Annotated in this window: 12 protein-coding genes; 2 read left to right on the top strand and 10 right to left on the bottom strand. The window is 69.1% G+C overall.

Annotation, left to right across the window (positions count from 1 at the left end; all coding sequences use genetic code 11):
* Positions 1-13: 13 nt before the first annotated feature.
* The gene (locus tag OH802_RS12030; RefSeq protein WP_406028156.1) at positions 14-688 is read left to right on the top strand and encodes a TetR/AcrR family transcriptional regulator; all 675 of its coding nucleotides are present in this window, start codon (positions 14-16) and stop codon (positions 686-688) included.
* Positions 689-701: 13 nt separating this feature from the next.
* Here the strand turns inward: OH802_RS12030 and OH802_RS12025 are convergent, their stop codons facing one another.
* From OH802_RS12025 to OH802_RS12015, 3 genes are read right to left on the bottom strand one after another with little or no spacing between them, the layout of a single operon-like run.
* Complete coding sequence (locus OH802_RS12025; protein ID WP_406028154.1) at positions 702-1,607, bottom strand: alpha/beta hydrolase; 906 nt, start codon at positions 1,605-1,607, stop codon at positions 702-704.
* Positions 1,604-2,194, bottom strand: coding sequence for a TetR/AcrR family transcriptional regulator (locus tag OH802_RS12020; RefSeq protein ID WP_406028152.1), 591 nt, complete (start codon positions 2,192-2,194; stop codon positions 1,604-1,606). Before OH802_RS12020 ends, OH802_RS12025 begins: the two co-directional genes overlap by 4 nt.
* Positions 2,195-2,198: 4 nt before the next feature.
* Complete coding sequence (locus OH802_RS12015) at positions 2,199-3,014, bottom strand: oxidoreductase (RefSeq protein ID WP_406028150.1); 816 nt, start codon at positions 3,012-3,014, stop codon at positions 2,199-2,201.
* Between the two features lie 120 nt (positions 3,015-3,134).
* On the opposite strand from OH802_RS12015, the gene OH802_RS12010 reads away from it, so the two are divergent.
* Complete coding sequence (locus tag OH802_RS12010; RefSeq protein ID WP_406028148.1) at positions 3,135-3,761, top strand: TetR/AcrR family transcriptional regulator; 627 nt, start codon at positions 3,135-3,137, stop codon at positions 3,759-3,761.
* 41 nt (positions 3,762-3,802) lie between these two features.
* Here the strand turns inward: OH802_RS12010 and OH802_RS12005 are convergent, their stop codons facing one another.
* From OH802_RS12005 to OH802_RS11975, 7 genes are all read right to left on the bottom strand, one after another.
* Positions 3,803-5,533, bottom strand: a complete 1,731-nt coding sequence (locus OH802_RS12005) for a CocE/NonD family hydrolase (protein WP_406028146.1) — start codon at positions 5,531-5,533, stop codon at positions 3,803-3,805.
* 19 nt (positions 5,534-5,552) lie between these two features.
* Positions 5,553-6,560, bottom strand: coding sequence for an NADPH:quinone oxidoreductase family protein (locus OH802_RS12000; RefSeq protein WP_406028144.1), 1,008 nt, complete (start codon positions 6,558-6,560; stop codon positions 5,553-5,555).
* 30 nt (positions 6,561-6,590) lie between these two features.
* Positions 6,591-7,817 (bottom strand): acetyl-CoA C-acetyltransferase, encoded by a 1,227-nt coding sequence (locus OH802_RS11995; protein ID WP_406028142.1) that lies wholly within the window; start codon positions 7,815-7,817, stop codon positions 6,591-6,593.
* Positions 7,814-8,575 (bottom strand): SDR family NAD(P)-dependent oxidoreductase, encoded by a 762-nt coding sequence (locus tag OH802_RS11990; protein ID WP_406028140.1) that lies wholly within the window; start codon positions 8,573-8,575, stop codon positions 7,814-7,816. The genes OH802_RS11995 and OH802_RS11990 overlap by 4 nt, the downstream gene beginning before the upstream one ends.
* A complete protein-coding gene (locus OH802_RS11985; RefSeq protein WP_406028138.1) occupies positions 8,568-9,365 on the bottom strand; it encodes an enoyl-CoA hydratase/isomerase family protein in 798 nt (265 codons plus the stop codon). The genes OH802_RS11990 and OH802_RS11985 overlap by 8 nt, the downstream gene beginning before the upstream one ends.
* On the bottom strand, positions 9,362-10,990 hold the full coding sequence (locus tag OH802_RS11980) for an AMP-binding protein (protein ID WP_406028136.1): 1,629 nt from the start codon (positions 10,988-10,990) through the stop codon (positions 9,362-9,364). The genes OH802_RS11985 and OH802_RS11980 overlap by 4 nt, the downstream gene beginning before the upstream one ends.
* A gap of 172 nt (positions 10,991-11,162) precedes the next feature.
* A complete protein-coding gene (locus tag OH802_RS11975; protein ID WP_406028134.1) occupies positions 11,163-11,906 on the bottom strand; it encodes a hypothetical protein in 744 nt (247 codons plus the stop codon).
* Positions 11,907-11,915 lie beyond the last annotated feature (9 nt).

The following is an 11,915-nucleotide window of genomic DNA, read 5'->3' as shown; positions in this document are numbered from 1 at the left end:
GAGGAATTCCACGGTGACGGACGGCCCCTCCAACGGGATCCCGGAGCGACTCATCGCCGCCGCCGTCACGATGCTCGCCGAGGAGGGCCCCTCGGCCATCAAGGCCAGGACGGTCGCCGCGAAGGCCGGCATGTCGAGCATGGTCGTCTACAACTACTTCGGTGGCGTCCCGGAGCTGCTCGGTGCCGTGGTGGACCACGGCTTCGACCAGCTGGGCGAGGCGTTCGCTCAGATCGGTGCCAGCGAGGACGCCATCGCCGACCTCTTCACGATGGCACTGACCACGCTGTCCTACGCCCAGGCGAACCCACACCTGTACGACGCCATGTTCGGCCTCTCCACCCGGGCGACCTACCGGCCCACCCCGACCAAGGGCGAGCGGCGAGCCGGACACTCCCCCGCGTTCAACTCCGCGTACGCGCACGTGGTCGAGGCGGCCACGCGGCTGAGCACCACGGGCGACCTCACCATCGACAACCCGCGAGCCGCCGCCGGGGCGATGTGGAGCTACGTCCACGGCTACATCACCCTCGACCTGGCCAACCACTTCGTCGAGTTCGCCGACCCGGTGCGCGAGGTGCTGGTCCCGATGGGCGTCACGTTCTGCGTCGGCCTCGGAGCCGATCCCGCCGCCGCCCTCGCCTCGCACGAGACCGCACTCGGCCGAGCCTGGCACCCAGGCCCCTGATCCGCAGGATCCGTCAGCCTCCGTTGAGCGCTTCGTCCAGCGCTGCGATCTGGGCCTTGACGAAGGCCCGGGAGACGGGAGCCTTCGCTTCGGTGGAGTCGAAGTTGTGGTACGCACCCGGGACCACGTGAAGGGTGCAGTCGACGCCGGCCTCCTTCAGGCGCCGGGCGTAGGCGACGTCCTCGTCGTGGAAGAGATCGTTGGTGCCGACGCCGATCCATGCGGGCGGCAGCCCGGAGAGGTCCTCGTAGCGGGCCGGCGCGGCCAGCGGGGAGACCTCGCCGCCCGATGCGCCGAGGTAGGCACTCCAGCCGAACCGGTTGCTGGCCGGGCTCCAGATGCGTAGGCGCCGCGGGTCGATGTCGGTGCGGGTCGTCGTCCTGTCGTCGAGCATCGGGTAGGACATCAGCTGCATGACCGGACGGATCTCGCCGCGTTCCTGCGCCAGCAGCGTCAGCGCGGCGGCCAGGCCGCCGCCGGCGCTCTGCCCGCCGATGGCGATGCGCGCCGGGTCGATGTCGGGCTGGCGGGCGAGCCACTGCAGCGCGGTGTAGCAGTCCTCCAACGGCGTCGGGAACGGGTGCTCGGGAGCGAGCCGGTATTCGACCGAGACGACCACGATGCCCAGCTCGTCGGCGACACGGCGGCAGAAAGCCCGGTCCTGCCCCGCGTCGCCGAGCACCATTCCACCGCCATGGATCCAGAGCAGCGCCGGTGTGCGGGGCCGAGCCGTTGCCGGCCGGAAGACGTGCACGGACACGTTGTCGTCCACGGCGACGACCTGCGCGTCGGTCCGCCGAGCACGAGCGGTGACCTTGGTGAGGAGACGGAGCGTGGGAAGCGTACGAGCCGTGATGATCGTGCGCGGAAGGAACCGCGCGACCCGCAGCTGCGGATGGAAGGTCTGCTCGCGGGTCATCGGCCGACCTCGGCGTCCACCAGGGACAACGCATTGCGGAGGCCCTGCTCGAGGAGGTCGTCGGAGAGCTGCCGGTCGGCCAGCGCGCGAGAGAGCTGGAGCGTCCCGGCCATCAGGCCGAGGAGACTGAGCGCCTTCACGCGGGCCGAGGGCGGGTCGTCGGGTGCCATCCGCGCCGCGAGGCCGTCGATGACGACAAGCACGCCTTCGGTGTACGCCTGCCTGGTCGCCTCCTCACTGCGCGCGATCTCGTCGAGGAGGGCGGCGTTGGGGCAGCCGTCGACCGGGTTGTCCCGATGCTCGGCCGACAGGTACCAGCGCACGATCTGCTCCAAGCCGGCCCGGCCAGGCTCCGCCTGCTCGACGATGTTGGCGTGCAGCGTGTGCAGCTGGTCGCTGATCGCCTCCGCGACGAGGCTGTCCTTGGACTCGAAGTGGCGGTAGAACGCGCCGTTGGTCAGGCCCGCGTCCTTCATCAGCGTCGCGACCCCGGAGCCGTCGATGCCGTCACGCTTGAGCCGTCGACCGGCGGTCGCGATGATCCGCTGCCGGGTCTCCTGCTTGTGTTCTTCCGTGTAGCGCACCATCGTCTCAGCTCGGCATCCGGTTGTACCTGCGGATGACGCGGTCGAAGCTGCGCGCCGGGGCGATGCGGTGCACCGCGTTGATGGTCCGGGCGGCCGAGCCGGCCGTACGCCGCAGCTTCGGGTTGCGGTCGGTGGCCGCCCCGACGATCACCTTGGCGACGACGGCAGGGTCGTCGCCGCTGCTGAGGTTCTTCGTGATCAGCTCGTCGTAGTTGCGCCGTCCCGCCGCGTAGAGCGGCATGGGGGTGTCCGCCTCGACGCTGTGGCCCGCGAACGGGGTGTTGATCGGGCCGGGCTCGACGAGCAGGACCCGGACGCCGTACTCACGCACCTCGTGGTCCAGCGACTGGGAGTAGCCCTCGACCGCGTGCTTGGTCGCCACGTAGACGGTCATGAACGGGCTGGGGACGAATCCGCTGAGGGAGGAGACGTTGATGATGCGCCCGCTGCGCTGCGCCCGCATGTGCGGCAGGACCGCCTTGGTCATCCGCATGACGCCGTAGACGTTGATGTCGAAGATGTCCTGCGTCTGGCCGATCGAGAACTCCTCGCCCGCACCGGTCGACCCGACTCCGGCGTTGTTGACGAGGACGTCGATGCGCCCGAACCGCTCGATGACCTGCTCGACCGCCGAGGCGACCGACTCGTCGCTGGTCACGTCGAGGTCGAGGTAGGTCACCCCCGCGGGCGCGGTGAGTCGCGCGGTGTTGCGGCTGGTGCCGATCACTTGGAAGCCCGCCGCGACCAGCGCGATCGCGGTGGCCTTGCCGATGCCTGAGGATGCGCCCGTGACGAGCGCGACCTGCGGAGTTGTTGTCATCATGGGTTCCTGACGTTTGGGATTACGTTCATACGACAATAGCACATGGGATGACGATCGTATTCCCAAACTTCTGGGCCTGTGCCCGACTGGGCACGCGGCTGACGGCACAATGGCGGTGTGAGCCACGACTACCTGCCCCCCGAGGCCCTCGAGCGTCCTGCTGGTCGGCGCAAGGTCGACGAGCAGCGTCGCTCTGATCTCTTGGCGCAGATCGAGGCGATTCTGCTCGAGGAGGGCTTCGCCAAGCTCAGCATGGACGAGCTGGCCACGCGGCTGCGTTGCTCCAAGTCGACGCTGTACGGCGTCGGCGGGTCGAAGAACGACTTGGTCTCGTTGGTGGTCAAGCGGTTCTTCGAGTCCGCGACGGCGCGGATCGAGGAGGAGACCGCGGCCGAGAGCGACCACCGTCGCAAGATCAAGGTCTATCTCCACGGCGTCGGCCGGGAGATGGGGCGGCACTCGGCCGCGTTCTACGACGACATGGTCACCTACCGCGCGGCGGCCGACATCTACGCCTTGAACTCGGCCGCCGCCGCACGCCGCGTGCACGAGATGATCGAGGACGGCGTACGCGCCGGCCAGTTCCGCGCCGTCGACGCCGCTCTGGCCTCCGAGCTCGTGGTGCTCGCGATCGACGGAGTCCGCTCGGGACGTCTGCTGCGGCGTACCGGTCTGACTGCCGGCCAGGCGTTCGCCGAGATCGGCGACATCCTGCTGGACGGACTGCAGTACCAGTCGGAGTAGCCCTGTGCGCCTGCCTCACGGCAGGCGCACAGGAGCCGAGATCAGCGCTCGATGATCGGCAGCACCAGGCGGCTGGGGCGGGCGCCACCGTGGTGGACGGTGTTGTCGGCGACCACCATGTCCTCCAGCGCCTCGGAGGAGATCACTCCCCCGGTGTTGGAGTTGCGGTCGTAGTGGGGGAAGTTGCTGCTGGAGATGTCCAGTCGGATCCGGTGGCCGGGGAGGAACACGTTGGAGGTCACCGACATCGGCACGGTCACCTCGTAGACCTCGCCGGGCTCCATGACCTCGGGCTGGGAGAGGCTGTTGCGGTAGCGCAGCCGCAGGATGCCGTCGCACAGGTTGATGGCGCGGCCGTCGGGGAAGACGTCGACGAGCTTGGCGGTGATGTCGGTGTCGACCGCGGTGGAGGAGACGAACACCTTGAGCTCGACGAACCCGGTGACCTCGACCGGCTCGGTCAGAACGGGACCGGCGTAGCAGAGGACGTCGTCGCGTCCGTCGACCACGCTCTGGTCGACCGGGCCGATGAACCCGGGCACGGACGGCAGGAGGGCGCCGCCCGCCGTGGGGACCGGGTTGCGCGGGTCGTATCGGAACTCGTCACTCCCCTCGGCGGTCGGTGCCTCGTGCGTGAGGGTGCCGTTGCCGTTGCTGGTGTTGGCCGAGCCGTCGCTGGTCAGGTGGTAGTCGACGTACTGGGTGTCGGGCAGCGGGAAGTCCTGCTCGTCGCGCCACTGGTCGATGCCCATGACGAACAGGCGTACGCGGGGCGCCGGGGTTTCGGGAGCGCGGCCGCGGAGTGTCTGGTCGAAGAACTCGATGTGCGACGGGCTCAGGTCGGCGACGGCCAGCGGGCCGAAGTAGCGGTCGGGGTACTCCCCCGTCAGGTTGGTGTGGTCCCACGGGCCGATCACCAGCCGGGATCCGTCACGGGCCGGCTCCGAGCCACCCTGAGTCCGGACCCGGACGAAGTCGGCGACCTGCTCATGCATCTTCAGGTCGTACCACCCTGTCGAGGCGAGAACGGGGACGGTGACCGACGACATCGACTGCGACCAGTCCTGGGACTGCCAGTAGTGGTCGAAGTCGGGGTGAGCGAGCCAGTCGTCGAACCAGCGGCCCTTGCCGTGCACCGGCAGGTCGGCGACGGGCGTGGTGTCGTTGAGAGGCAGCGTGTCCATCAGCACCGCGCCGAGCCGCATCAGCACCGAGGGGTCCGACGTCTCACCTCGTTGCAGCCCCCGCTGCTCATCGGCGGCGTACATGAGGGCGTTCCACCAGGTCACCAAGCTCAGGCACAGGGCGCCGCCCTGGGAATACCAGAGTCCTGAATACCAGTTCGCCGAGGCCACGGTGGGCGCGATGGCCTTCAGGCCTGGGGTGTCGGTGGTGGCCAGGGCCCATTGGGTCATGCCCATGTAGGAGGCGCCGTAGGTGCCGATGGTCCCGTCGCTCCAGCCCTGCTCGAGGATCCAGGCGGCGGCGTCCTGACCGTCCTCGATCTCGTTCACCTTGGGGGTGAAGGCCCCCTCGGAGGTGTAGGTGCCTCGGGTGTCCTGCACGACCACCGCGTAGCCGGCGTTCAGGAACGCGATCAAGGATGGGATCGGGTTGTTGGGTCCACCACCGAGGAAGGTGGCTCCCTTGTCGTACGGCGTACGCATCAGGAGAGTCGGGGCCTGCCCCTCCAGCGGTCGCCAGACGTCGGCGTTCAGGATCACTCCGTCCCGGGTCTTCATGGGGACGTTGCGCTCGTAGACATGCTTCATCGGACTCTCCTTTGAGACTTCATCGAACTACTTGATGTGACCCGAGGGGTAGGGATGGACCGGGTTCTCGTACGCGCACGATCAGTCGGCCGATCGCCCGGCGTTCGTCCATGGCGCGGAGCGCGGCGGCTGTCTCCTCGAGGCTGAAGACCTCGCCGATCGGCGGGTCGATGGCGCCGGACCGGATCAGTGGCATCAGCTCGTCCCACTGCTGGGCGGCGTACCCCGGATTCAAGTGCCAGAACTCCTCGGAGGCCGCGCCCATGACGGTGGTGTTGGTGAGCAGGAGCCGGTTCACCTTGACGGTCGGGATCTCGCGACCGGTGAAGCCGATCACGATCAGACGTCCCTCGGGCGCGAGCGTGCGCAGCGAGTCGGTGAAACGGTCTCCGCCCACGGGATCGACGACGACGTCGACGCCTCGGCCATCGGTGAGCCGTGAGACCTCGTCGCGAAACCCCGCGGCAAGAACCACCTCGTGCGCACCTACGGCACGCGCGACCTCCCCCTTTTCCGGCGTCGAGACGACCGCGATCACCCGGGCGCCGTACGCGGCGGCCAGCTGGCACGCTGCCGTACCCACGCCACCGGCGGCTCCTTGCACCAGGACGGTCTCGCCGGCGAGGAGGCGGGCACGACGCATGAGCGCGAAGTGGCCGGTCAGGTAGTTCAGCGGCAGTGCCGCGCCCTTGTCGAACCCGATGTCGTCGGGCAGAGAGAAGACCATCTCCGAGCTCACCGCGACGGTCTCGGCGAAGCCTCCGATGACCGGCATCGCAGCGACCCTGTCGCCGGCGCGGAACCCGCCGGAGTCCTCGCGGACCACGCCGGCGACCTCCCAGCCCGGCGTGAACGGCAGCTCCGGACGCAACTGATATCCGCCGCGGGTCTGCAGGACGTCGGGGAAGACCACGCCTGCGGAGTGGACGTCGATCCGCACCTGCCCGGCCGCCGGTTCCGGTTCGGGCTGGTCATGGATCACGACACCGTCAGGGCCGTTGAGGGCGGTGATGACTGCTGCTCGCACGGGAGCCTCCTCGGGATCGGGATGTGGGGTTCATTCGCCCGAGGACCTTCGAGGCACCCGCAGGATCAGCGCGTCTCCTTGGCCACCGCCGCCGCACAGTGCGGCCGCTCCGAGGCCGCCGCCGCGGCGTCGGAGCTCGAGGGCGAGGTGGAGCACGATGCGGGTTCCCGAGCAGCCGAGTGGATGGCCGATCGCGATCGCGCCGCCGTTGACGTTGACCTTCTCCTCATGCAGGCCGAGGGCGCGCATGGACTCGATGCCGACAGCAGCGAAGGCCTCGTTGAACTCGACGAGGTCGAGGTCGGCGGCGGTGATGCCCTCCTTCTCGAGGGCCTTGGCGGTGGCGTTGGCCGGCTGCAGCTGCAGCGAAGAGTCAGGACCGGCGACCATGCCGTGGGCGCCGATCTCGGCCAGCCACTCCAGACCCAGCTCCTCGGCCTTGCCCTTGGCCATCACCACGACGGCGGCAGCGCCGTCGGAGATCGGCGAGGCGGATCCCGCGGTGATCGTTCCGGTGCTGGAGAAGGACGGGCGCAGATTGGCGAGCGTCTCGGCCGTGGTGTCCTCGCGTACGCCCTCGTCGGCGGTCATGAGGATCGGGTCGCCCGTCCGCTGCGGGATCGTGAGCGGGACGATCTCGTCGTCGAAGAGGCCGTTCTTCCGTGCCACCGCGGCGCGCTGATGGGAGCGGGCAGCGAAGGCGTCCTGTTCCTCGCGGGTGACAGCTAGCTCGCGATCGGCGTTGACGGCCTCGGTCAGGGCGCCCATCGCCTGCGCGGTGGCCTGGTCGTAGAGCCCGTCGTAGGCCATGTGGTCGACGAGGGTCATTTCGCCGTACTTCCTGACTTCTCGGCTTCCCGGCAGCAGCCGCGGAGCGTTGGTCATCGACTCCATGCCACCGGCCACGATGATCTCGGCCTCGCCGGCGCGGATCATCTGGTCGGCGGTCGCGATGGCGTTGAGGCCGGAGAGGCAGACCTTGTTGATGGTGATCGAGGGGACGTTGCCCGGGATGCCGGCCTCGAGCCCAGCGGTTCGCGCCGGGTTCTGGCCGGCACCGGCCTGGAGGACGTGGCCCATGATCAGGTAGTCGACCTGCTCCGGCGCGACGCCTGCCTTCTCCAGGGCGCCCTTGATGGCGATACCCCCGAGGTCGGTGGCGGTGAGCGATCGCAGGCCACCGAGGAGCTTCCCGATCGGCGTACGGGCCCCGGCGACGATGACTGTCGGCTGTGTTGACATTCGGGGAGTGTTCATCGGATCGAGGATCCGATCCCGATGCCGCCATCGACGTCGAGCACGACGCCGGTGATGTAGCGGGCCTCCGGCGATCCCAGGAAGGCAGCGGCCGCGGCGATGTCCTCGGGCTCGCCCGCGTGCTTGACCGGGACCTTGCCGATCAGCAGCTCACGCGCGGGGCCGTTCATCGAGGCGAGCATCGGGGTCTGGATCAGGCCGGGTGCGATCGCGTTGGCGGTGATCCCGTGCCGGGCACCTTCGAGGGCGATCGTGCGGGTGAGTCCGACGATGCCGGCCTTGGCCGCGACGTAGTTGGCCTGGCCGAAGTTGCCCCGCCAGCTCATGGAGGAGAACGAGATGATCCGGCCGTAGTTCCGGTCCTTCATGTGCGGCATGGCGGCTTGGATGCAGTGGAAGGAGCCGGTCAGGCTCACGTCGATGACCGCGTGCCAGTCCTCGACCGAGATCTTCTCGACGCGGTTGTCGCGGATGATCCCGGCATTGTTGACGAGGACGTCGACGCGCCCATCGGCCTCGGCCACACCGTCGATCCAGGCGGTGACGGCCGCCGGGTCGGTGACGTCCACGACGTGCGGCACCGGTGGGATCGGCGCGTCCGTGGCGACCTTTCCGGCTGCCTCCTCGACGGCGTCCGCGTTGACGTCGGCGAGATGGACCCGGGCGCCTTCGGCGGCGAATCGGTGGACCATCGCCAGGCCGAGCCCCTGGGCTCCGCCGGTGACGAGGACGGTCTGGTCTGTGAACCGGTCAGACAACGGTTCGCTCCTTCTTGGAGGTCGACCGCGGTGTGGAGCGGCCGAGGAAACGGATGAGGTCAGCGGCCACGTCGGAGCCGTTCCAGTGCTCCTCGAACATGTCGAGCTCCCGCGTCAGCGCCGCCGCGGTCGCGGTGGGCTCGTTGACGATGAGGCGCTTGTAGCGGTGCTGGGCGCCGGCGGGCCGGCTCGTCAGGACGGTGGCCATGGTGTGGGCGGACTCGAGCAGTACGTCGGGCGCGACCACCTCGTGCAGCCACCCCGTCCTGCGCGCGAGGTCTTCTGCGGGCACGAGCTCGCCCGTCAGGGCAAGCCACGCGGCCGTGCCGGCACCGAGCTTCGGGGGCATCCTCACGCTGGCTCCTCCCCCGGCGATCAGGTTGTTCTTCACATGCCCATCACCGATCCGGGTGCCGGCCGCGGCGATCACCAGGTCGCACGCCAGCGCGATCTCGAGGCCACCCGCGACGGCGAACCCGTGGAGCGCGGCGATGAAGACGATCGGGCTGGCCTCCATGGCGAGCGTGAGATCGCAGATCTCGCGCAGATGCGGACGAGGCGACTCACCGCTTTCGGCACATTCGAGCAGGTACGCGAGGTCGGCTCCCGCACAGAAGCCCGCCCCCGCACCGGTGAGGATCACGACCCGGACGCCGTCGTTCTCAGCGCGGGAGAGCTGCCGGTTCAGCGCGCCCACCAACGACGGGTCCAGGGCGTTGCGGGACTCGGGCCGGTTCAGCGTCCAGGTCTCGACATCACCGGTCCGATTCGCCAGAAGGACGTCGGTCACCGGGCGCCCCCGACCTCGGCGAGCTGCTTGCGCAGCACCGCGCGCTGCACCTTGCCGCTCGGTGTCTTGGGCAGCTCCGCCACGAACTCGATCTGGCGGGGGTAGGCGTGCGCGGCGTACTCCTTCTTCACCCAGTCCTGGAGCTCCTTCACCAACACATCGGAGCCGTCGACCCCCGCCGGGTTGAGGACGACGTACGCCTTGATGATCTCGCCGCGCATCTCGTCTGGGGCGGCCACGACCGCGCACTCCGCCACGGCCGGGTGCGTGCCCAGTGCGCTCTCGACGTCGAACGGGCCGATCCGGTACCCGGCCATCAGGATCACGTCGTCGTCACGGGAGGAGAAGTGGATCAGACCACCGGGATCGATCGTGATCAGGTCACCACTGAGGTAGAACCCACCATCGGCACTGAACCGGTCACCGCGATGACCACGATCCTGGCCATACCCGGTGAAGGTGAAGAACGGACTCTCCGCGATACGCACCGCCAGTCGCCCGACCTCGCCAGGCCCGGCAGGTACGTCCTCGTCCAACCTGAGCGCGGTCAGGGACCACCCGGGGAAGCTGCGGCCCATCGCCGCCGGCTCGACCTGGGTAGCGGCGTGGGGGTGGTGGGCGAAGCCGGCGGGCATGCCCAGCTCGGTCTGGCCGAAGTGGTCGTGGATCTCCAGGCCCCACTGCTGCTGCGCCCAGGCGAACACATCCGGGGTCAGCGGCTCTCCGGCGCTGGAGAGGCGCTTCAACGCCGGAAGCTCTGGCTGCGTCTTCGCTCCCCGCAGACCCCGGAAGATCGTCGGCGCCGCCGCCAGATCGGTGACCTCGTACCTCTCCAGGATCCGCCAGGTGGTCTCCGCGTCGAACTTCGCCGTGCTCACGATGTTCGGAACACCCACGCACATCGGCGCGACCACCCCGGCGTACAGGCCGTAGGCCCATCCCGGGTCGGCGGCGTTCCAGTAGACCGAGCCGTCCTCGACCCCGAGACCGATCTCGAGATAGGCCTGCCAACCAGCCACGTACGCGAGCGGGTGGATGACCGTCTTGGGCTTGCCCGTCGTGCCGGAGGTGAACATGTGCGTCAGTTCCACCTCGGGTCCGGCAGGTGCCGGCTCGCTCCACAGCAGTGCGGGCGCCACCGCGGCCGCCAGGTTGACGCCACCCGCAGGAGGCTCAGCACCGGCATCGAGCGCGGCTACCAGCCTGACGCGGTCCGCGGGCAGCTTGCCGAACTGGTCGCCGTCGGTGACCACCACGCGTACGCCGCCCTGTTCCAGACGGTCGGCGACCGCTGATGCGGCGAAGGCCGTGAACAGCGGCATGTAGACCGCCCCCAGGCGCCAGATGCCCAACACCACCGCGGGGAGGTCGACGTCCTTGCCCATCAGCGTCGCCACCCGGTCACCGGCGCGCACCCCGTGCTCGCTCAGCACCGAAGCGATCCGCCGCGACCGGTCGGCGAGCTCGCCAAAGGTCAACGACACCTCGTCCAGCTCCGCATCGATGAACCTGAACGCGACCGCATCGCGCGGATGGCGGTCGCACATCAGCTCGGGCGCACTGGCGGTCGGCGATGCGAATGCGCGGAGAATCTCTCCGACCCGGTCATCAAGATTCTTGCTCACGACTACTCCTTGGAACGGCGACGCCCTCGTCTCGCCATGGCACCGCCCGGAGGCGTGCGGCTCGACGTGGGTACAAATCAGGAAACGTTTGTACCGTGACAGTAGTCACAGCATCGCAAATGCACAAGGGGTACGCAGCAACGAGTCTGCGTACCCCTTGGTTGGAGTGTGGTCATGCGCCGGGGCGCCGTGCCTCCGGAAGCTGTGGGTAGGGCGGCTGGTCGACGCCCAGCGTCCCGGTGCAGGCCAGCGGCCGGGCCTGTAGGAAGACGCCGACGCGGTGGGTCTTCTGCTTCAGAGCATGGCTCATGGCGCTGGCATGGCCGCCCTTCTTGTAGGCGAAGTCGCGGGCCAGGGCGTAGGTCTTCCAGAGGCTGATCGAGGTGTGCTCGTACGGCAGCTGAGCCGAGATGTCGATGCTGCCGCGGTGCCCGGGGTGGTGGGCGGCGCGGCTCGCCGCGTGCAGGTTGTTGCGCATGAACTCGACGAGCCGGCCACGCCGGAGGATGCCGTGGACGATGGCAACCATGGGCTCGCCGTCGACGAGCGGCTCGGCTCCGTCGGCACTGGGCTTCCAGCCGTGCCAGTGGTCGTGTTCGGACTCGGGGTCGATCCTCACCCGCACGATCTCGCTGTCGAGGCTGAACCGTCCGGGGCCGTCGATGGCACGCCGCAGCGGACCGGCGAAGGCGGCCTCGGCCGCCTCCGCCGACTCCCATGCGGCGACGAGCGCACAGCCTCCCGGCACGATGCTTGGGGCGAGGGAATGCGTGCCGTTGTTGGCGTAGTTCACCGTCACGCCGCGGAGGCCGTCGATGCCGGCGTCGATCGTGTGCCTGAGGTCGCGCCGCCACCTGATCCGCCCGCCGGGCGGCCGGTGGAAGGCGTCAACGGTCAGGAAGTCCGGTCGGCTCATCGCTGCCCG

The sequence above is a fragment of the Nocardioides sp. NBC_00850 genome (genome assembly GCF_045207335.1).
In the GTDB taxonomy this organism is placed as follows: domain Bacteria; phylum Actinomycetota; class Actinomycetes; order Propionibacteriales; family Nocardioidaceae; genus Nocardioides.
This window is presented reverse-complemented; position numbering and strand designations above follow the sequence as displayed.